Origin of the sequence: Candidatus Devosia phytovorans, from assembly GCA_029202405.1 — a bacterium.
GTDB classification, from domain to species: domain Bacteria; phylum Pseudomonadota; class Alphaproteobacteria; order Rhizobiales; family Devosiaceae; genus Devosia; species Devosia phytovorans.
The window spans coordinates 2,134,612-2,155,310 of the sequence record CP119312.1; the positions used below are offsets into that span (position 1 = coordinate 2,134,612).

Below are 20,699 nucleotides of genomic sequence, written 5' to 3' on the forward strand. Positions count from 1 at the left end.
GAGCGAGAATGAGCGGTGATCTGCAGTATGAGGATGAACCTCGCTCCTGTCGCCAGTGCAGCGTCCGGCATCATGGAATTTGTGGCGCGCTGAATGGGCAACAGCTGACCTTGCTGTCCCGGAATACGCGGCATAGCCGGCATGAGCCAGGCGCCGAGCTGTTCGGGGACGAGACGGAAATTACCAGCTACGCCAATGTGATAAGCGGCGTCATCAAGCTGATGAAGGTGCTTGAGGATGGCCGCCAGCAGGTGGTCGGGCTGAAATTTGCCAATGATTTCATCGGGCGGATCCATGCCCGGTCGAATGCGATGTCGGCCGAGGCGGCGTCGGAGGTGGAGCTTTGCCTGGTGCCGCGGCAAATTATTGAGACGCTGCTGGAGGATAGCCGTCAGTTGGAGCGGCATTTGATGAAGGAAGCGCTGCGCGAGCTGGACGAGGCGCGGGAATGGATGGTGACGCTGGGGCGGAAGTCGGCGGCGGAGCGGGTTGCCAGTTTCCTCTATCTTATTGCCCTGCATCAAAATCCTGATCTTGGGCCGGCGCAGAATGCGATCGAATATGACCTGCCGCTGACCCGCAGCGACATGGCGGATTTTCTGGGACTGTCGATCGAGACGGTGTCGCGGCAGCTGACGGAATTGCGGCGGCTGGAGGTGGTTGTCATCCGCAACAAACGCCATGTGATCATCCCCGATACGGGGCGGCTACGGCGCCGAAGCGGTTGATGAGGCTCAAGAAAAATTCATCATACAAATCATTAACTTGTATGATCACACGGCCCTGGAATAGCGTGCCGGACCCAACTGCAGGTAGGCGTCCAAGCATGCTGCAAGACTTCTGACAAAGCTCCGGCGATTTTCCGGCACGTCCAGCCGTTGCCCATGAATCACGGCGATGTGGTTGGGGTCGTCGGCCACGGCCGCGATGGCGTCGTCGATGACCGGCTCTGCGTCCGCACCGAACTTGTTGCGCAGGTCGTCGAAGTCGAGCGCGAAATCGCAGAGCAGTCTTTCGATGGCATAGGCACGAACGCGATCGTCATCGGTGAGAGCAACACCCTTCTCGACAGCGCCGCGACCGTCGAGCGCGCGACGCATGTATTCGTGGGTCGAGACGACATTCTGGATATAGCCCTGGGGCAGACGACCGATGGCGGAGGCACCGAGGCCGATGAGGGCGGCGTGGCTGTCGACGGTATAGCCCTGGAAGTTGCGGTGCAGTCTGCCAGTGCGGCTGGCGTGGGCGAGGCTGTCGTGTGGCAGGGCGAAATGGTCGAAGCCGATACGCTCATAGCCCTGGGCGACGAGTTCGGCGGCGGCGGCCTGGCTCTGGCGGAAGCGCTCGAGCGCATCGGGCAGCGAAGCCACGTCGATCATGCCCTGGTGTTTCTTCATCCAGGGGACGTGGGCGTAGCCGAACAGGGCGATGCGCTCGGGGCGCAGGGAAGCGACTTGGCGGGCGGTGTTGACGGCCCCTTCGAGCGTCTGGTGCGGCAGGCCGTAGAGCATGTCGATGTTGAGCGAGGTGACGCCCACCGCGCGCACGGATTGTACGACATGGCGGGTCTGTTCGAAGGTCTGGATGCGGTTGATGGCCTGCTGCACCCTGGGATCGAAATCCTGCACGCCGATGCTGGCGCGGTTGAGACCGGCGGCGGCCCAGGCGGCATATTTGTGGTCGCTCATGTCATTGGGGTCGAGCTCGACGCTGAAGGTCACCTGCTCGGCGAAGTTGAAGGCCTCGTGCAGCATTTCGGTGGTGCGGGCGATATCTTGCGCCGACATGAGCGAGGGCGAGCCACCGCCCCAATGGACCGCGGTGACCGGGCGGTTACCGACGGCGGCGCCGATGGTGCGGATCTCGGCAGCCATGGCTTCGAGATAGACGGTGATCGGGGAGTAGCGGTTGGTCTGCTTGGTGTGGCAGCCGCAGAACCAGCAGAGCCGATCGCAGAAAGGCAGATGGAGATAAAGGGAAACCTCAGCATCTTCAGCTAGTTCGCCCAGCCAGGTCAGATATTGATTCTGGCCGATGCCGGTGTGGAAATGGGGTGCGGTGGGATAGCTGGTATAGCGTGGGACCGGCCTGGTCAGCTTAATGGCAATATCTTCACTCATGGCGCGCATCCCGGATTTCGATCATTCCATCTAGGATGATCGGCCGGGAAGAACTTTGACCCCGATCAAATGTCAGGGCTTGTCGTCATCGAGCAGGATGCGCTGGGCGGCGCCTTCGATGTCGTCGTATTGCCCTGCCCGCACGGCCCAGAAGAAGCCGGCAAGCGCCAGACCGCCGAGGCCCATGGCCGACAGGATCAGAACGACAAGACCACTCATTTTGCCAATCTACTTAGTTGGGGCCCCGGCGCGAGACGGAGGCGCAGGGCGTTGAGAACGACGATCAGGGAAGAGGAGGACATGGCGATGGCCGCCAGCAGGGGCGTCATGTAGCCAAGCGCCGCCAGTGGCAGCATGACGACGTTGTAGAGCACCGACAGCGCCAGGTTCTGCCGCACCAGGGCGTCGGCCCGACGGGCCAGCCACAGGGCGAAGGGTATGCCGGCCAGACGGTCGTTGGTCAGGACGAAATCGGCGGCGGCGCGGCCGACGTCGGCTGCAGCCGCGGGGGCGAAGGACACATCGGCGGCGCGCAGGGCAATGGCGTCATTGATCCCGTCGCCCACCATGGCCACTGCGCCCTGTTCGCGCAGTTCGGCAATGGCATCGCTCTTGGCCTGGGGCGAGAGGGCAAAGCGGGCGGCGATATTGCCCAGGCGGGCCGCTACGCGCTGGACGCTGCCGCGCCGGTCGCCTGAGAGCAGCACGAGGCCGACCTGCTGGGACTTGAGCCGGGCAATGGTCTGGGGGGCGTCAGGCCGCAGGTCATCTGCGAAATCGAAGGCCGCCACGGGCGCCCCGTCCTGGGCGAGCCAGACCCGGCTCCCCTCGCCTGCCCCATCATCCTCGGCACCACAGAAGCCGGCGCTGCCGAGGCGCCAGAAGGATGTGCCGATGCGGGCCTCGACACCCGATCCGGGGACCTCGTGGCAATCGGCGTGGAGTTCACCCGCTGCCGAAGCGGCCAGCGCTTTCGAGAGGGGATGAGTGCTGGCGGCACCGATGACGGCCGCGACCTGCAGCAGGTCGGGGTTGCCGAAGGACTGACCGACCAGAATGGGCCTGCCCGTGGTCAGTGTGCCGGTCTTGTCGAAGGCCACGGTGCGGACGGTGGCAAGACGCTCGAGGGCCGCGCCGTCCTTCATCAGCACGCCCCTGAAAAAGAGGCGGCCGGCGGCCACGACATGGACAATCGGCACAGCCAGGGCCAAGGCGCAGGGACAGGTGACGATGAGCACGGCAACGGCATTGATCAGCGAGAGGCGCCAGCCGGCGCCAAGGAAGAGCCAGATCAGGAAGGTGAGCAGCGCCGCGAGATGGATCATGGGCGCATAGAGATCGGCGGCACGGTCAGCGATGCGGCGATAGCGGGTGCGCGTGGTCTCGACTGCTTCCATGAGCGCCGCGGTGCGGGAAAGATAGGAGTCCGCAGCGGGCTTTGCGGCAAGAACCTTGAGCGGACGATCAAGCACCATTGCGCCCGCAGGCAGTTGTTCGCCGGGCAGAGTTTCGTGCGGCATGGATTCGCCATTGACCAGCGACAGGTCGACCGCTCCTGCCTGGGACAGAACCTGACAATCGACCGGCGCGCGGTCACCGGAACGCAGCAAAAGGCACATGCCGGGCTCAATCTCGTCGAGGCGAACAAAGGCCAGCGTGCCGTCGTCGAGGAGGCGCTGAGCCCCGCGCGGCGCGAGGCGCGCCAGGTTGGATGCGGCATGGCGCGCCTGACCGCGCATGACATGATCCAGCGTCCGGCCGATCAGCAGGAAGAACAGCAGCATGGTCGAGGCGTCGAAATAGGCATGCTCGCCACCGAGCCGCGTTTCGAGCAGGCTGATGGCCGTGGTGGCGATCAGGGCGATGGCGATCGGCACATCCATATTGGCACGCCAGACGCGCAGGGCAGACCAGGCCGGACGGAAGAAGGGGCGACCGGCATAGGCGACGGCGGGCACGGCGACGAGTGCCGAGATCCAGTAGAAGAGGGTTCGCGCCTCACCCTCGACGCCGGTCCAGATCGCCTCGGAGAAGAACATGACATGGAGCGTGGCGAAGCCGGAGACTACGAGACTGTAGACAAGCTCGCGCAGCACCGGATCGCGGTCGTCGAGATCCTGGGGATCAATCGGATGGTTGCGATAACCGCTTCTGACCACGGCATCGGGAAAGGCCACAAAGTCGGCCTCGCGGTCGAAATCGATCTGGACGCGCCGCTTGCCGAGATTGACGCGGGCAAGGCGCACACCCGGCAGAGCGTTCAGCGCGCCTTCGATGGCCTGGATACAAGTGGCGCAGTAGGCGTCGGGGACGGCGAGATTGAGCCGGCGGGCGCCATCGGGCCCGGCCTGGATGAATTCGAGCAGCTCCCCCTGCGCGGTCGCCGGGGTCATGGCACGCTGATCCGCGTTTCCCGCTCGATGGCGCCGAGCGCCGTGTCGGCCGTGGTTACGGTGATATCCCAAACCCCGGAGGTCAGTCCGACGGGCCCACGATAGGCATCGCCACTTCTGGCGAGAGGCACGGCAACGTCGTCATGGCCGCCGACCGGGCGACGGACAAAGGCAGAGACGCCATCCAGATCCAGCGGTCCCTCGCCGTCACGCAGCAGGACGACGAGCTGCCCATCCTTATAGCCGACGTGCATGGTCCAGCCCGCTTCGTTCTGGGCATGGGCGGCATCGGCCTTGACCTGGAATTCCTGACTGGCGACGTAGCTGTTGGCAACGACGAGGCCGGTCCAGGTGCGGGCCGAGGAGACGGCCATGAAGACGTTGACAGCGATGATCACGCCGAAAAAGGCGCAGGTGACCAGCAGCATGTGCTTGCCGGTGAATTCGCGGGGGCGGGTCGTGTGCATCGTCATTTCTCCGGGGCTTCGAACCTGACGCCTGCCTCTGCGGACATGGCGTGGTCGGCGCTGGTGATCACCATGGTGAAGTCGGTCTGTTCGGGGAGGTCGCGCGCCGTGGACCGGACATAGACCCGCAGCGGCAGGACAAGGTCGGGCTCGACGCTGACTTCGAGCTGGGTCTTGCCCTGATCGGCGAGGCCCGGGCCGGACAGCGTGGCGCCATCCAGGCCTTCGATCGAGAGCACGAGATCATGGGACTCGTTGGTCATGTTGAGGACCTTGACGTCGAAGCCGTTCTGGATCGAGCCGTCGGCCAGCATGACAAAGAGCGGATTGCGATCGTGCAGCACGTTGAGGCCGATGGAGGGCCGCATGGAGAGCGCCACCAGCATGGCGACGCCGATGGCTGCCCAGGCGAAGAAATAGATCAGGGTGCGCAGGCTGAGGACCGACTGCCAGCGCGTGTGGCGCAGGGTGGGCAGGAATTGGCCCGCGGCGTCGCGGATGCGTGACGGCTGGATACGGCCCCTGTCGTCCTGCGCCAGTGCCACGTTGGAGGTGTAGTCGCTGAGGGTGGCGTAGGAGATGAGCCCGCGCTCGCGGCCAAGCTTGTCCATGACGCCGTCACAGGCATCGATGCAGAGGGCGCAGGTTATGCATTCGAGCTGCTGGCCATCGCGGATATCGATGCCCATGGGGCAGACGGCGACACAGGCCTTGCAGTCGATGCAGTCGCCGACGGGCTTCTGGGCGGCATTGGCCTTTTTCGCGGCCTTGCCGCGCGGTTCGCCGCGCCAGTCATTGTAGGTTACGGTCAGGGAATGTTCGTCGAGCATGGCCGCCTGGATGCGGGGCCAGGGGCACATATAGGTGCAGACTTGTTCGCGCATCAGGCCGCCGAAGGTGTAGGTGGTGGCGGTGAGGATGGCGACGGTGAAATAGGCGACGGCGGGGGCCTTGAGGGTAAAAAAGTCGACAAGGAGCGATGGCGCGTCGGCGAAATAGAAGATCCAGGCGCCGCCGGTGGCGAGACCGATCAGCAACCAGACAGAATGCTTGGTGACGCGCCGGGCAAGCTTGCCGGCGGACCATGGCGCCGCATCGAGCCTGATGCGGGCGTTGCGGTCGCCCTCGATCAACTGTTCCACCGCGATGAAGAGATCGACCCAGACGGTTTGTGGGCAGGCATAGCCGCACCAGGCGCGGCCGACGGTCGAGGTGATAAGGAAGAGCCCGACCCCGGCCATGACCAGCAGACCGGCAACATAGTAGAATTCGTGCGGCCAGATTTCGATGAAGAAGAAGTAGAAGCGCTGCTTGGCCAGATCGAGCAGCACGGCCTGATCGGGCGCAAAGGGGCCGCGGTCCCATTTGAGCCAGGGCGTGACATAGTAGATCGACAGGGTGACGAGCATCAGCAGCCACTTGAAGCGCCGAAACCAACCCGAAGCCCGCTTGGGAAAAATCTTCTTTCGCGCTTCGTACAGCGCGGCCTGGCGATGGCCTGCGGAGTTCACGGCCTCAACGTCGTGCGTTTCGGGGAGCCTGGTGTTGTCGATGATGATCATGCTGCTGCCTCTTGGCCGCAAACTGGCCCTGGGGGCGGTCCAACCCATTGATCTGGGTCAATCGGAAAGTGATTAAGGGGACGCCGAGGCGTCCCCTGTGCCTGTGCCGGATGCATGCCGGCGGCGGACCTGTTGCGCAGACCGGCTACTGCCCGCCACCGAGGCCGTGCACATAGACGGCCAGCTGCTTGATGGTGACGTCGTCGAGCTTTTCCGACCAGGCCTGCATGACGCCGTGCCTGGGCTGGTTGATCTGTTCGGTGATGGCAGCAAGCGAGCCTTCGTAGAGCCAGAGCTGATCGGCAAGGCTGGGGCCACCGACTTCGGCCATGCCGATGCCGCGCTCGCCGTGGCAGGAGGCGCAATTGTCGGCAAAGAGCGTCTCTGCCTCCGGCGAGGTGACGCCGCCCTCCATGCCGGAGAGACTGGCCACATAGGCGGCGAGCAGCCTGATCGAGTCGCGGTCGAGCAGTTCGTCAGTGCCGAAATTGGGCATGAAGTTGTAGCGCGTGTCCGGGTCGGTGGGGGAGCGGACGCCGTGGGCGATGGTGGCGTAGATGTCGTCGATCGAGCCGCCCCAGATCCAGGAGTCGTCGTTGAGATTGGGATAGCCGGCGCTGCCCTGGGCACCGGTGCCGTGGCATTGCGAGCAGTTGACCTTGAAGGCCGAGGCGCCGCCAGCGGTGGCAAAGCGGGTCAGGTCCGCGTCCGCCAGGATGTCGGCCATGGGCGTTTCGGCGATGGCCCTGAGGATGGGAGCATTGCTCTCGGTGACCGAAGCCATGGTCTGGGCGAAGTCGGCGCGGCTGGAATAGCCGAGCACGCCGCCGGTCGCCTGGGAGACCAGGGGCCAGGCCGGGTAGAGTACCGTATAGCCGAGCGCCCAGACGATGCAGGCGTAAAAGGTCCAGAGCCACCAGCGCGGCAGCGGATTGTTGAGCTCCTTGATGCCGTCCCATTCGTGGCCGGTGGTTTCGACGCCGCTGAGGTCATCGCGGTCCCTGACGTGGGCGATGCCCGTATTGTCCTGCGTGCTCATCTTGGGCCATTTCCTTCGTCGTTCTGGAGAGGAATGCGGGCGGCGTCTTTTGCCTGTTCACGCGCACCGGGTCGCAGCAGGAAACCAGCGACCAGGATGAAGATGCCGAAGAGGTAGACGAGACCCCAGGAGTCGGCGAAATGCCGCATGACGGTGTAGTCCATGGCGGGGCTCCTACCTCAGGTTGTCTTCGGGCTTGTAGGTGTCGAAATCGACCAGCGTGCCGAGCATCTGGAGATAGGCCACGAGGGCATCCATCTCGGTGATGCGGGTGGGATCGCCGTCGAAATCGCCGACCACCGCCTTGGGATAGCGGGCGAGCACGCCGGAGGTGTCGGCATCGGGGGTGGCCTGGGCGACGAGGTCGAGCGCGGCCTGGTCGATCATCTCCTGGTCGTAGGGGACGCCGACGATGGCATTGGCATTGAGGGCCGCGCCGATGGTGTCGTAGTCGAGCGTGGCCTTCGCCAGGAAGGAATAGCTCGGCATGATCGACTCGGGGACGACCGAGCGCGGGTCGGTGAGGTGCTGGACCTGCCATTCGTTGGAATAGCGGCCACCGACGCGGGCGAGATCGGGCCCGGTGCGTTTGGAACCCCATTGGAAGGGGTGGTCGTACATGGACTCGGCGGCCAGCGAGTAGTTGCCATAGCGCTCCACCTCGTCGCGGAAGGGGCGGATCATCTGGCTGTGGCAGACGTAGCAGCCCTCGCGGATATAGATGTCGCGGCCGGCCAGCTCGAGGGGCGAGTATGGGCGCATGCCCTCCACCGTCTCGATGGTGTTCTGGAAGTAGAACAGGGGCGTGATCTCGACGATGCCGCCGATGCAGACGACGATCAGCGAGCCCACCAGCAGCAGGGAGGCGTTGCGTTCGATGACGCCATGCTTGTCTAGGATGGACAAGGTGGTAACTCCTATTGGGCGGGTTGAAGCTGGGGCGACACGGGCATCGGGCGCTCGGCGCGGAGCTTGCCCGCGACGGTCATCCAGATGTTGAAGGCCATGACCAGACCGCCGGCGAGATACATCAGGCCGCCGAAGGTGCGCATGATGTAGTAGGGCTGAAGCGCTGCCACGGTCTCGGCGAAGGAATAGACCAGGAAGCCCTGGCTATCGTATTCGCGCCACATCAGGCCCTGCATGATGCCCGAGACCCACATGGAGGCGGCGTAGATGACGATGCCCAGGGTCGCGAGCCAGAAGTGCCAGTTGACCATGCGCAGCGAATAGAGCCGCTGGCGGCTCCAGAGGCGCGGCACCATGAAATAGATGGCGCCAAAGCTGATCATGCCGACCCAGCCCAAAGCACCCGAATGCACGTGGCCGATGGTCCAGTCGGTATAGTGGCTGAGGCCATTGACCGACTTGATGGACATGACGGGGCCTTCGAAGGTCGACATGCCGTAAAAGGCGACGGCGATGACCATCAAGCGGATGATGGGATCGGTGCGCAGCTTGTCCCAGGCACCACGCAGCGTGAGCAGGCCGTTGATCATGCCGCCCCAGCTGGGCATCCAGAGCACGATGGAGAACACCATGCCCAGGGTCTGGGCCCAATCGGGGAGCGCGGTATAGTGCAGGTGGTGCGGGCCGGCCCAGATGTAGAGGAAGATCAGGGCCCAGAAGTGGATGATCGACAGGCGGTAGGAATAGACCGGGCGCTCGGCCTGCTTGGGCAGGAAGTAGTACATCATGCCCAGGAAGCCGGCAGTGAGGAAGAAGCCCACCGCGTTGTGGCCATACCACCATTGGGTCAACGCATCCTGCACGCCCGAGAAGAGAGAGAAGCTGCGCGAGCCGAAGGGTGATACCGGGACGGCTAGATTGTTGACCACATGCAGCAGGGCAATGGTGACGATGAAGGCCAGGTAGAACCAGTTGGCCACGTAGATATGGGGTTCCTTGCGCCTGAGCAGCGTGCCGAGGAAGACGAGGAGGTAACAGACCCAGACAATGGTCAGCCAGATGTCGACATACCATTCGGGCTCGGCATATTCGCGGCCCTGGGTGATGCCCAGCAGGTAGCCGGTGGCGGCCAGGACGATGAACAGCTGGTAGCCCCAGAAGACGAACCAGGCGAGATCACCGCCGAAGAGGCGGGCCCGGCAGGTGCGCTGGACGACGTAGAAACTGGTGGTCATGAGCGCCGTGCCGCCGAAGGCAAAGACCACCGCACTGGTGTGCAGCGGGCGCAGGCGGCCGAAGTTCAGCCAGGGACCGAAATTGAGTTCGGGAAAGGCGAGCTGGGTGGCGACGATGACGCCGACCAGAAAGCCGACGACGCCCCAGAACACCGTCAGAAGGGAACCGATGCGGATCGGCCCATCCATGTACTCGGTGGCCGATTCAGGCGCTGCCGGCTGCGGCAGCCGCATGGCGGTGATGGTCGCCAGCCCGAGCACGACGCTCAGAATTCCCATGTGGATGCGGAAAGCATCGTCCACCGCCAGCCCCGCGAGCATGACGGCGCCGAGGGTTCCGACACCCAATCCTATTACCCAACCTATGTATCTCACATCGCCCCCTATCCGGTTCCGCCGACGCATTGGGCGGGTCGGCAATTCGGGGCTTACCTTCACGCGGCCGCATTCACTTTGACTTTTGTCAATGTGCCGAGGCTGCGTGCGAATAAGTGTGGACGCGCTGGTGAGGCGGAGGTGGACAATGCTGGATATTGTGAGTGGGTCATCGCTCCGCGACGTCATGGCGGGACATGCCGAGCAGATCAGACTGTGCCAGACGCTCGAAAGCATTGCCGACAGCCTGCCCAGGGAAATCGACGTCGCCCTGTGCCGGGACGCGGCCAGCGCCATCCTGCCGATCATGACCCGCGTGGTGCAAAGCGAGCAGGAAGCGCTGACGCAGGAGCTCGCCGAGCGCGGTCCGAGCCGCATGATCGACCTGACCGCGACCGTCAGCCGTATCCTCCGCGAGAATGCGGAAGACCTCAGCTATGCCGAGGAGTTGCAGGAGACCCTGCGCGAACTGGCCGAGGGATCGCGCAGCGTTTCGACCGATGCGCTGGGCTATATGCTGCGCAGCTTTTTTGAATCGCGCCGGCGCCGGATCGCGCTGGAGCGCGAAATCCTGACGGCCCTGGCCGCGCCGGACAGATGATCCCGTCACCGATCATCTGGGGATTGCTGCTGGGCTTGGGATCGAGCCTGCATTGTGCCGGCATGTGCGGGCCGATCAGCTGTTCCCTGCTGATGCTGGGTGGCGATGATCGCGATCGGAAACAGCTTGCCCTGCGGATCGGCACCATGCAGGCGGGGCGCATCCTTTCCTATGTGCTGCTCGGCGCTGTGGTTGGCCTGTTCGGTGCAGGCCTGCAAGCCAGGCTCGAAATGGCCAGCGTGCATATGGCGCTGCAATGGGTAGCCGGGGCGGTCGTACTCTGGCTGGGGTTGTCGACGGCCGGGTTCGTGCCGTCGCTGGCGCTAGCGGACCGGTTGACCATGCCGCTGGCGAGCGGGCTGGCGGGTGTTCGTGCGGCGCTTTCGGGTGGCGGCGTGGAACTGGCGCTGATCTCGGGCCTGGTCTGGGGCATCACACCCTGCGCCATGGTCTATGCGGCGCTGTTCAATTCGCTGGTCACCGGCAATGTGGCCGACGGCATGCTGCTGATGCTGGCCTTTGGGCTGGGCACGCTTCCCGCCGTGGTGCTGTCGACGCTGACGCTGATCGGAGCGCGCGCGCGCCGCAGCCGACCGGGCCGGCAGGCGGCGGGGGTCTTCATGATCGTCGCCGGTGCATTGGCGCTGGCGCTGACCGTGCCGGGCAGCCCGCTCTGTATCACGCAATAGACGGCGCGCACCGGGAAACTCTCAATCCGATTCAGAGACGGTCGCCAACGTCATGAAATAACACTACTATCCGGCACGCCTCATTCAAGACGTGCCATGCCGACTCGCCAGCTAAACCGATATCAGCCCGAAATCATCGCCCTCGCCGTTGCCGCCTGCGCGCTGGCGGCAGGCTTTGCCGTGCGCCTGATGCTCAACGAATTGCTGGGTGCCTCGGCGGCAGGACTGCTGTTCATGCCGGCCATTGTCGTGGCCGTGGTGCTGGGTGGCGTCATACCCGGACTGATCACCACGCTGGCCACCCTGCCCCTGTCCTATGTATTTGCCAGCCAGGGCCCCTCCCCGATGGCCGCACAGACCGACCTGGCGCTGCTGCTGCTGATCGGGGTGATGTTCTCTTGGCTGGGCGCTGCGTGGCGGCGCGAGCGCGAGCGCTCCAAGGCCAGCGGCAGCCGGGTGATGCAGCGGGAAGCGCATCTGCAATCGATCCTCGACACCGTGCCGGACGCCACCATCGTGATCGATCCCAATGGACTGATCGAATCCTTCAACCTGGCGGCGGTGCGCCAGTTCGGCTATCGGCCGGAAGACGTGGTGGGCAAGAATATAAGCATGCTGATGCCGACGCCCTATCGCGAGCAGCACGACAATTACATCCATCGCTATCTCGACACCGGGGAGAAGCGGATCATCGGCATCGACCGCGTCGTCGTGGGGCTGCGCAAGGATGGCTCGACCTTTCCGATGCAGCTGGCCGTGGGCGAGACCAAATCCGGTGACCGCCGCTATTTCACCGGCTTCATCCGCGACCTGACCGAACGCGAAGAGCATGCGGCACAGCTGCAGGTGGCGCAGACGGAGCTGGCGCGCCTGGCGCGGTTGAACGAGCTGGGCGAAATGGCCAGCACGCTGGCGCATGAACTCAACCAGCCGCTCTCGGCGATCGCCAATTATGTGCAGGGCTCCAAGCGGCTGCTGCTCAAGATCGAAGACCAGCATGCAGGCATGCTGCGCGAAGCGCTGGACGAAACGGCGCGGCAGGCGCTGCGCGCCGGCGACATCATTCGCCATCTGCGCGAATTCGTGACGCGCGGCGACACGGAAAAGCGGCCGCATGACGTCAAGAAACTGGTGGAAGAAGCTGGCGCGCTGGCCCTCGTCGGCTCGCGCGAGCGGGGGATCAAGTCCAACTTCATCTATGAAGACGATGTGAGCCTGATCCTTGCCGACAAGGTGCAGATCCAGCAGGTGCTGATCAACCTGCTGCGCAACGCCATCGAGGCGATGAAAGACAGCGAGCCGAAACTGCTCGAGGTGCGCCTCAGCAAGCTGGACCATGACATGTTGAAGGTGACGGTTTCTGATACCGGACCCGGCATCGCCGAGGAAGTGGCGCCGCAACTGTTCCAGCCGTTCAATACCAGCAAGCCGGGCGGCATGGGGATCGGCCTGTCCATCTCCAAACGCATAATCGAGGCCCATGGCGGCGAGATCCACGTCGAACGCAGCCCATCGGGCGGCGCCATGTTCATTTTCACGCTGCCGCTGATGACGGAGATTTCCGATGAGTAGTGCTGATGTCGTCGTGCATATCGTCGACGACGAGGAGGCCGTGCGCAATTCGCTGGCTTTCCTGTTGGCAACAAGCGGCTTTGCGACACGCATCCACGAGTCGGCCACCGCCTTCCTCCAGGTGGCGCCGGGCATAAGGAATGGCTGCCTGATCACCGACCTGCGCATGCCTGATATCGACGGGGTGGAGTTGCTGCGGCGGCTGCGCGACAGCAATGCCATGCTGCCGGCCATCGTGATTTCGGGCCATGGTGACGTGCAGATGGCCGTCGAGGCGATGAAGAATGGCGCGCTGGATTTCATCGAGAAGCCGTTCAGCGACGATGTGATGATTGCCGCAATTGAACGGGCGGTGGCGCAGGCCGACTCGCAGTCGCAGAACGATGTTGCCACGCAGGCGATCCTGCAGCGGCTGGGCTCGCTCAGCGAGCGGGAGAGCCAGGTTCTCAAGGGCGTGGTGGACGGGTTGCCCAACAAGGTCATCGCCTATGAGCTGGGACTGAGCCCGCGCACCGTGGAAGTCTATCGCGCCGGCCTGATGGGCAAGATGAATGCGGGGAGCCTGTCGGAGCTGGTGCGCATGGTGTTGAGCGTCAAATGGCAGCCGGCCAGCTGAACTTTCCCAGAGTTGACGCAGGGCAATTCTTCTCTGTCGAAGAGGCGTATGAGCCATGGCAGCGCTGGCCATTCCGGCCGCGGGAGATGGCTCGATGGATTCCGGCCGCGTCCACGTTGTGGCGCCTGACGACGATCTGCGCAGGTCCGTGACATTCGCGCTGAAAGCCTATGGCTATTCGGTCACCGCGGGGTCCAGCCTGCCGGGCGACGGCAGCACCTTTTTCGATTGCGTGCTGGTGGATGAGCGGGTGTTGAGAGGCAGGGCGCGCGAGCTGCTGCATGCGGACACACGGCCAGTGCTGGTCATCGCCTACAGGCCCGAGCTCTGGACCAATGCCAGGATTGATGGTGTCATCGCCATGCCGCTGACGGGGGACGCCGTGATCCGGGCGGTGGAGGCTGCGCTGGGCAAGGCTGCGGCAGCCGCTAAGTAGAGTCCCTAGGAGGCCAACCGGAATTTCGGCGCCGGATGGCAAGTGACAGATTGGCCCTCGACGACACAGGGGCCACCAAATGCTGATCCAGACAAAATTCCGCAATCACAACGGGGCAGAAGAGGGCATTCTCGCCTTTTCGCAGCCGAGCGCCGTGAGCCTCTATGATGCCGGCGCCACGATTTATGGCCAAGGCGATCCGACGGGCCAGCTCTATATGGTCGAGTTCGGCACGGTGCGGCTCTGCCGCGTTTCGGCCGATGGTCGCCGCCAGATCAGCGCCTTCTATTTTGCCGGCGAGGTGTTCGGTTTTGAATCGGGTGACCAGCGGCACTTTTATGCCGAGGCCGTGGACAGTGCCGGCATCCGCGTGCTGCGCCCCAACCAGAACGAGCAGTTCAATCGGTCGATGCTCAAGGTGGCGCTGGATAGCCTGGTGCGGGCACAGGAACATCTGATGGTGCTGGGCCGCCAGAACAGCATGGAAAAGGTCGCAGCCTTCCTGCTTGACCTGGCCGAACGGCAGAAGACGGACCGGGTCGTCGACCTGTCGATGCAGCGCGCCGATATTGCCGACTATCTGGGCCTGTCGCTGGAAACAGTCAGCCGCATTCTGACCAGGCTCAAATGTGCCGGGACGATCCGCATTCCGCATGTGAAGCATATCGAGCTGGTGGATTTCGAAGAGCTGGACTATCTGCGCGGCTGAGGCGCAGGGCGGCGCGATCTGGGCAAGCACTTGCCCAATGAAGACGGCCGGCCCGCGCTGAGTACGGTCCGGCCGTCGGCTCCCAAGAGGCCCCAAAGGAGCCAGGTGACTATGGGGTCTTGCGGGGCAAAATGAATTGATGCGGATCAATTCGGTGTTGCTGGACGGCGAAATCGACAGGCGCGGCCTGCGACATTTCGGCCAAGTTTGATGCGTGTCAAAGAGCGGGCCCTGCCCCGGCAGCACAAAGGCCAGACGAGACGCGAATGGATCGCCTCTCGCCTGAGGACACAATAATGAACGCGCTTATCAAGGCTACGCTGGCCACGATGCTGCTGGCCGTTGCCGCGCCGGCCCATGCTGCCGACCATGAAATCCTGATGCTGAACAAGGGCGCCGCGGGTGCCATGGTGTTCGAACCGGCCGGGTTGCGGATTGCGCCCGGTGACACAGTGACCTTCGTTCCGACCGACAAGGGGCACAATGTGGAAAGCATCAAGGAGGTGCTGCCCGAGGGCGCCGAAGCCTTCAAGGGCGGCATGGGCAAGGAAGTGGTGGTGACCTTTACCCAGGAAGGCCTCTACGGCATCAAATGCCTGCCGCATTTCGGCATGGGCATGGTGGCGGCCATCGTGGTGGGTGACGGTGCGCCGACCAATCTGGCGCAAACCGAAACGGTGAAGCTGCCCGGCAAGGCCAAGGACCGGTTTGCTGCAGCGCTGGTGGACGCTGGTCTCTGATCTGGATCAGAGCTGTTTCGGACCCCGGGGCCGGCGTCCCGGGTCCGGTTGATTACATCAGAAATGCTGATAGACATCATGATCACCTGAATTTGCCGGATATGACCCGCCACATGAGCCGAAACTTTCTTGTCGTCGATCCCGAAGAGGGCATTGAGGTTCTCAGGGCGCTGGCGTCGCCGGTGCGGGCCAGAATTCTCAAGCTGTTGCATGTCGATGGGGCGATGAATGGCAATGACATTGCCGAGGCGCTTGGGCTGCCGCAGTCGACGGTGTCGACCAATATCCAGGTGCTGGAGGGTGCCGGGCTGATCCGGACCGAGACGCAGAAGGCGCGCAAGGGCAATCAGAAAATCTGTCACTCGACCTTCGACGAAGTGCTGGTGATGTTCAAGGCGGACAGCAAGCCCCTGCCCGATACGATCGAGGTGGCGATGCCGCTGGGGCTTTATACCAGCTGGGAGGTCTCGGCGCCGTGCGGGCTGTGCTCGGTGGACGGGATCATCGGGCTGCTGGATGTGCCGGGGACATTCCTTGATCCCGACCGGATGAAGGCGGGGCTGATCTGGTTCACGCGCGGCTATGTGGAATATCAGTTCCCCAACAATGCCAAGCTCAGCCAGAGCCGGATCGAGGCCATGGAATTTTCCATGGAGCTGAGTTCGGAAGTGCCGGGGACCTCGGCGGACTGGCCGAGCGATATCACCTTATCGGTGAATGGCACGGAGATCGGCACCTGGATGTCGCCGGGCGATTTTGGTGACAAGCGCGGGGTTTACACCCCCGATTGGTGGCTGCTGAAGGGTAGCCAATATGGCAAGCTCAAGAGCTGGCGAGTGACCGGGGACGGCACCTATGTCGATGGCGTGAAGATCTCGCCGGTGTCTTTGGCCGATATCGATCTGGAAAGCTGGAACTCGATCCGGCTGCGTGTCGGCGTGAAGGATGATGCCAAGCATCCCGGCGGGATCAATATTTTCGGCCGCGGTTTTGGCAATTATGACCAGGATATCGTCATGCGCCTGCAAACGGCGCGCTGACTGCAAATTATCATATTTTTGTGCTGCAGTGGTCTTGCGGGTAAGGAGCGAACTCGGCTACAAATACGATAACTGATATATATCAGATAATCGGGTTTATAAAAGGGAGGACGCGCCGTGAAGGCTAAAGTCATCGCGCACAAGGATTTTACGATCAGCAAGATCGACGATCGAGTGTATGGGGCATTTCTCGAACATCTCGGCCGCGCCATCTACGAGGGTATTTACGAGCCGGACCACCCGAGCGCCGACAAGGACGGCATGCGCGGGGACGTGATCCAGCTGGTCAAGGACCTCAATGTACCTGTGGTTCGCTACCCCGGGGGAAACTTTGTTTCGGCCTATGACTGGGAAGACGGCATCGGGCCGCGCGAAGACCGCCCGACCCGGCTGGATCTGGCCTGGCATACGTCGGAAAGCAATCAGGTCGGCATTCATGAATTTGCCGACTGGTGTGCCACCGTCGGTACCGAGATGATGCTGGCGGTGAACCTGGGTTCGCGCGGCGTCGATGATGCGCGCAATTTCCTCGAATATGTGAACCATCCAGGCGGCAGCTATTACAGCGACCTGCGCATTGCCAATGGCCGCAAGGAGCCGTGGAATGTGAAAATGTGGTGTCTTGGCAACGAGATGGACGGACCCTGGCAGGTCGGCCACAAGGACGCCGACGAATATGGCAAGCTGGCCGCCAATACCGCCCGCGCCATGCGCATGTTCGATAGTTCGCTCGAGCTGATCGTCTGCGGCTCGTCGAATTCGGACATGAAGAGCTATCCCGACTGGGAGCGCATCGTGCTCGAGCATACCTATGACCATGTCGACTATATCAGCCTGCACATGTACTTCTTCAATCCGGAGAAGGAGACGGCCAACTACCTGACAATGGCCGAAAAACTCGACACCTACATCGAGACCGTGGCCTCGACGATCAAGCAGGTGAAGGCCAAGAAGCGCAGCAAGCGTGACGTCTATATCTCGTTCGACGAGTGGAACGTCTGGTATCACTCCAAGGAGCAGGACAAGGCGCTGCTCGCCGGCAACTCAGGCTGGCCGCATGCGCCGGGCCTGCTGGAAGACATCTATAATTTTGAAGACGTACTGATGGTTGGGTTGATCCTCAACACCTTCATCCGCCGTTCGGATGTGGTGAAGATCGCCGCCATTGCGCAGCTGGTCAATGTGATCGCGCCGATCATGACGGAAAAGGGCGGTCCGGCCTGGGCGCAGACCATCTATTACCCCTATTATTTCGCCTCGATCTTTGGCCGCGGCACGGCGCTGGACCTCAAGGTCGATACCCCGACCTATGATGGCAAGTATGGCCAGAACGCCGGTTATGTCGACGTATCAGGCGTTTACAACGAGGACGAAGGCACAATCAGCTTCTTCCTGGTCAACCGTCATGGCACGGAAGCCGCCGATGTTTCGCTAAGCCTGCAGGGCTTTGGCGCTGGCACGGTGATCGACCATCAGGTGATGACGCATCCGAACCTTGAGGCTACCAATACGGCCAGCAAGCAGGATGAAGTGAAGCCGCGCAAGGGCGACGGCGCTGCGATTGCCGATGGCAATCTGAGCGTGTCACTGCCGCCCTACTCGTATCAGATGGTGCGCGTGAAGGTCGGCTGAGGCTGACACACCAGATCCGATCCGGCGTCGCATTCGGGTCGAATTGGCTAGCAGACTGTCAGCATCGAGCGTGACGTCTGGTGGATATTGGTGAAGTTTTGGGGGTGCATCCGCGAAGGGTGCACCCCTTCTTTTGTATCAGGATTTTGGATTTACAGCAGCCCTCACCCGCGCCAGCAGGATGGTCGGGGCGTCCCTGTAACTGGTCTGGGCGTATTCGGTGTAGCCGAGCCTGGTGGCCAGTTTCAGCGAGGGCGTGTTGTCGGGGGCGATCAGGCAGACGGTGCGGGGCATGGTCTGGTCGACCCACGCGAGCACGGCGGTGAGGGCTTCGTGGGCGAGGCCCTGGCCGTGGAATTGGGGGAGCATAGCCCAGCCGGCTTCGGGAGTGTCGCCGATGGGTGGAGCAATGTCGCGGTGGAAATCGGCGAGGCCGAATTCGCCGACAATTTCGCCGGTGTCGCGGGTTTCAGCGAGGAAATAGCCGTAGCCCATGAGTTGCCAGTGGCCGGCATAGGTCAGGATGCGGCGCCAGACCTCTTCGGGGGTGCTGGGTCGGGTGCCGATGAAGCGGGTGACGGCGGGGTTTGACCAGAGGGTGCAGCAGGCGGGGAAGTCGGCGGCGGTGTGGGCGCGGAGGGTCAGGCGGGGGGTGGTGAGTGTTGGTGTCATGATGGTCCCTGCCCTTTCAAAATTGCAATCGTGCGCGCTGCCCTACGAACATCCCCGGTGTCATCCCGGCCTTGAGCCGGGATCCATCTTGAGATGCTCGACCTGCCGCCAGGTGGTTGCGTTGAACAGATCTACCTTGCGGCTGTGGCAGGACCTCGGGATGGGTCCCGGCTCAAGGCCGGGATGACATCGAGTTTTTGGTTCGTGCAGCGCTTATTCCTGACCTGCAGCCACGGCCGTTCTTGGCATTTCGGAGAAGATTTCGGCTTTGCCGTTGCGGAGGATGACGATTTCTTCCAGCCGCAGGCCGAACTGGCCCTGGAGGTAGATGCCGGGTTCGATGGAGAAGACCATGCCTTCGTCGAGGACCACGTCGGAGGTGGCGGTGATATAGGGCGTTTCGTGGATGTCGATGCCGAGGCCATGGCCGGTGCGGTGGAGGAAGTTGGGGCCATAGCCGGCGGCAGTGATGACGTCGCGGGCGGCCTTGTCGACGTCGCTGGCCAGCGCGCCAGGCTTGGCGGCGGCGATGGCGGCTTCCACGGCGCGGTCGATGATGGAGTGGATCTGGCCGTAGGCCTCGGGGGCCGAGCCGAAATAGCCCATGCGGGTCATGTCGGAGGGATAGCCGTCGAGGCGGCAGCCGGTGTCGATCATGACGGCATCGCCGGATTTGAGCGGGGTCGTGCCGGTGTGGTGATGCGGGAAGGCGCCGTTGGGGCCGAAGCAGACCGAGCAGAATTCGAGGGTGGCGCCATTGGCCTTGTAGAAGTCTCCAATGAAGGCGGCGACGTCGAGTTCAGTCATGCCGGGCTTGAGGGCGGCGAAGGCGGCGGTGACGGCGCGGTCGTTGAGCAGGTGCGCGGCCTTGATGCGCTGGTATTCGCTGTCGTCCTTGCGGGAGCGCAGATAGCCGACTGTGTCCTGGGTGAAGCGGCGTTTTGCGCCCGGCAGGGCATCGAGGACCAGCAGGGCGAAATCGGCGCGCATGGTCTCGTCGAGGACGATGGAGGGAGACGTGCGGGTGATGCCGGTGGCGGTGAGGATATCGTCCAAAGCGGCATTGGGGCCGTCGGCGTCGGTCCAGGGGAAGAAGGGGAGATCGGTGTGCTGGCGGGCGCTATCGACATTGAGCGCGGGCATGAGGAAGCCGGCGAAGGTCTGGGAGACCATGAGCATGACCGGGCGCTCGTCGCCATGGGGCGAGAGATCGGCGAGATAGACCATGTGGCTTGAGGGGCCGATGACGACGAGGTCGGTGGCGGTGGCCGACATGCGGGCGCGGAGGTTGGCGAGGCGGGTGGTGAGGGTGGTCATGGTGTGGCTCGGATAGTTGGTTTGGTGGGATGGCAACATCTCTCCACACCCGCGGTGTCACCCCGGCCTTGAGCCGGGGCCTATCTCGAGATTTTGTCGCTGCCGCAAGGTGGTCGTGATCGTCACAAAGACCTTGCGGCAGGACCTCGATCTCGGGATGGGTCCCGGCTCAAGGCCGGGATGACACCGAGTGTGTGGAGAGACCGTGCGCTCGAATTAGCCCGAAAGATCCACCAACCGCCCGCCCCGGTTTGGGGAGCTTGGCCAGGAGGTCCCTGCCCCGCTCGATGACTTGATGTCTCGCGGCCCGGCCCTAAGGCTGGGTGGGTGGCTGGTGGATCGGTTTCGACCTAACGAAATGTGAAGCCGGGCACGAGGGAGGAGTCCGGCTTCGGATTGCGACGGCGGCTTGGAGACCGCCGGCGCAATTTCATGAAGGAGAAGAGTACCCCCTCCTAACCTCCCCCTGAATAGGGGGAGGGATCATATCGAGTTCAGGGAGCGTCTGGGCCATTCGGGCATAGCCCTCATGGCCTTCTCACCTAAAATCGCTCCACCGGAGCGATTTTGCCCTG

The 20,699-nt window shown here is 63.2% G+C and carries 21 protein-coding genes; 10 read left to right on the forward strand and 11 right to left on the reverse strand.

All coding sequences use genetic code 11. From position 1 onward, the window contains the following. The first annotated feature begins 8 nt into the window (after positions 1-8). On the forward strand, positions 9-728 hold the full coding sequence (locus tag P0Y65_10590; GenBank protein WEK06661.1) for a Crp/Fnr family transcriptional regulator: 720 nt from the start codon (positions 9-11) through the stop codon (positions 726-728). 45 nt (positions 729-773) lie between these two features. On the opposite strand, the gene hemN is transcribed toward P0Y65_10590, so the two are convergent. The 9 genes from hemN to ccoN form a co-directional block, all read right to left on the reverse strand. After that, positions 774-2,120: an oxygen-independent coproporphyrinogen III oxidase gene (gene hemN, locus P0Y65_10595; protein WEK06662.1), complete on the reverse strand. Its 1,347-nt coding sequence runs from the start codon at positions 2,118-2,120 to the stop codon at positions 774-776. Between the two features lie 72 nt (positions 2,121-2,192). Beyond that, positions 2,193-2,339 carry a cbb3-type cytochrome oxidase assembly protein CcoS gene (ccoS, locus tag P0Y65_10600; protein ID WEK06663.1) on the reverse strand — a complete coding sequence of 49 codons (147 nt, stop codon included), beginning with the start codon at positions 2,337-2,339 and terminating at the stop codon, positions 2,193-2,195. Next, positions 2,336-4,513, reverse strand: a complete 2,178-nt coding sequence (locus P0Y65_10605) for a heavy metal translocating P-type ATPase (GenBank protein WEK06664.1) — start codon at positions 4,511-4,513, stop codon at positions 2,336-2,338. Before P0Y65_10605 ends, ccoS begins: the two co-directional genes overlap by 4 nt. Continuing rightward, on the reverse strand, positions 4,510-4,980 hold the full coding sequence (locus tag P0Y65_10610; protein WEK06665.1) for a FixH family protein: 471 nt from the start codon (positions 4,978-4,980) through the stop codon (positions 4,510-4,512). The genes P0Y65_10605 and P0Y65_10610 overlap by 4 nt, the downstream gene beginning before the upstream one ends. Before the next feature lie 2 nt (positions 4,981-4,982). After that, the gene (ccoG, locus tag P0Y65_10615; GenBank protein WEK06666.1) at positions 4,983-6,542 is read right to left on the reverse strand and encodes a cytochrome c oxidase accessory protein CcoG; all 1,560 of its coding nucleotides are present in this window, start codon (positions 6,540-6,542) and stop codon (positions 4,983-4,985) included. Between the two features lie 145 nt (positions 6,543-6,687). Then, positions 6,688-7,581 carry a cytochrome-c oxidase, cbb3-type subunit III gene (gene ccoP, locus P0Y65_10620; GenBank protein WEK06667.1) on the reverse strand — a complete coding sequence of 298 codons (894 nt, stop codon included), beginning with the start codon at positions 7,579-7,581 and terminating at the stop codon, positions 6,688-6,690. Further along, positions 7,578-7,745: a cbb3-type cytochrome c oxidase subunit 3 gene (locus tag P0Y65_10625; GenBank protein ID WEK06668.1), complete on the reverse strand. Its 168-nt coding sequence runs from the start codon at positions 7,743-7,745 to the stop codon at positions 7,578-7,580. The genes ccoP and P0Y65_10625 overlap by 4 nt, the downstream gene beginning before the upstream one ends. Before the next feature lie 10 nt (positions 7,746-7,755). Then, positions 7,756-8,487 carry a cytochrome-c oxidase, cbb3-type subunit II gene (ccoO, locus tag P0Y65_10630; protein ID WEK06669.1) on the reverse strand — a complete coding sequence of 244 codons (732 nt, stop codon included), beginning with the start codon at positions 8,485-8,487 and terminating at the stop codon, positions 7,756-7,758. Positions 8,488-8,498: 11 nt separating this feature from the next. After that, complete coding sequence (ccoN, locus tag P0Y65_10635; GenBank protein ID WEK06779.1) at positions 8,499-10,046, reverse strand: cytochrome-c oxidase, cbb3-type subunit I; 1,548 nt, start codon at positions 10,044-10,046, stop codon at positions 8,499-8,501. A gap of 202 nt (positions 10,047-10,248) precedes the next feature. Between ccoN and P0Y65_10640 the strand changes: the two genes are divergently transcribed. The 9 genes from P0Y65_10640 (at position 10,249) to P0Y65_10680 (ending at position 18,135) form a co-directional block, all read left to right on the forward strand. Next, positions 10,249-10,701, forward strand: a complete 453-nt coding sequence (locus P0Y65_10640; GenBank protein ID WEK06670.1) for a hemerythrin domain-containing protein — start codon at positions 10,249-10,251, stop codon at positions 10,699-10,701. Further along, the gene (locus P0Y65_10645) at positions 10,698-11,390 is read left to right on the forward strand and encodes a sulfite exporter TauE/SafE family protein (protein ID WEK06671.1); all 693 of its coding nucleotides are present in this window, start codon (positions 10,698-10,700) and stop codon (positions 11,388-11,390) included. Before P0Y65_10640 ends, P0Y65_10645 begins: the two co-directional genes overlap by 4 nt. 96 nt (positions 11,391-11,486) lie before the next feature. Next, positions 11,487-12,962 carry a PAS domain S-box protein gene (locus P0Y65_10650; protein ID WEK06672.1) on the forward strand — a complete coding sequence of 492 codons (1,476 nt, stop codon included), beginning with the start codon at positions 11,487-11,489 and terminating at the stop codon, positions 12,960-12,962. Beyond that, the gene (gene fixJ / locus P0Y65_10655; protein ID WEK06673.1) at positions 12,955-13,578 is read left to right on the forward strand and encodes a response regulator FixJ; all 624 of its coding nucleotides are present in this window, start codon (positions 12,955-12,957) and stop codon (positions 13,576-13,578) included. The genes P0Y65_10650 and fixJ overlap by 8 nt, the downstream gene beginning before the upstream one ends. Positions 13,579-13,633: 55 nt before the next feature. After that, complete coding sequence (locus P0Y65_10660) at positions 13,634-14,014, forward strand: hypothetical protein (protein ID WEK06674.1); 381 nt, start codon at positions 13,634-13,636, stop codon at positions 14,012-14,014. A gap of 79 nt (positions 14,015-14,093) precedes the next feature. Continuing rightward, the gene (locus P0Y65_10665) at positions 14,094-14,723 is read left to right on the forward strand and encodes a helix-turn-helix domain-containing protein (GenBank protein ID WEK06675.1); all 630 of its coding nucleotides are present in this window, start codon (positions 14,094-14,096) and stop codon (positions 14,721-14,723) included. A 329-nt stretch (positions 14,724-15,052) separates the two neighbouring features. Then, a complete protein-coding gene (locus tag P0Y65_10670) occupies positions 15,053-15,463 on the forward strand; it encodes a pseudoazurin (protein WEK06780.1) in 411 nt (136 codons plus the stop codon). Positions 15,464-15,576: 113 nt separating this feature from the next. Beyond that, positions 15,577-16,503: a helix-turn-helix domain-containing protein gene (locus P0Y65_10675; GenBank protein ID WEK06676.1), complete on the forward strand. Its 927-nt coding sequence runs from the start codon at positions 15,577-15,579 to the stop codon at positions 16,501-16,503. A 117-nt stretch (positions 16,504-16,620) separates the two neighbouring features. Next, positions 16,621-18,135: an alpha-N-arabinofuranosidase gene (locus P0Y65_10680; protein WEK06677.1), complete on the forward strand. Its 1,515-nt coding sequence runs from the start codon at positions 16,621-16,623 to the stop codon at positions 18,133-18,135. Between the two features lie 138 nt (positions 18,136-18,273). Here the strand turns inward: P0Y65_10680 and P0Y65_10685 are convergent, their stop codons facing one another. Next, on the reverse strand, positions 18,274-18,807 hold the full coding sequence (locus P0Y65_10685; GenBank protein ID WEK06678.1) for a GNAT family N-acetyltransferase: 534 nt from the start codon (positions 18,805-18,807) through the stop codon (positions 18,274-18,276). Between the two features lie 213 nt (positions 18,808-19,020). Next, entirely contained in the window at positions 19,021-20,124 is a 1,104-nt protein-coding gene (locus P0Y65_10690; protein WEK06679.1) for a Xaa-Pro peptidase family protein, read from the reverse strand. Positions 20,125-20,699 lie beyond the last annotated feature (575 nt).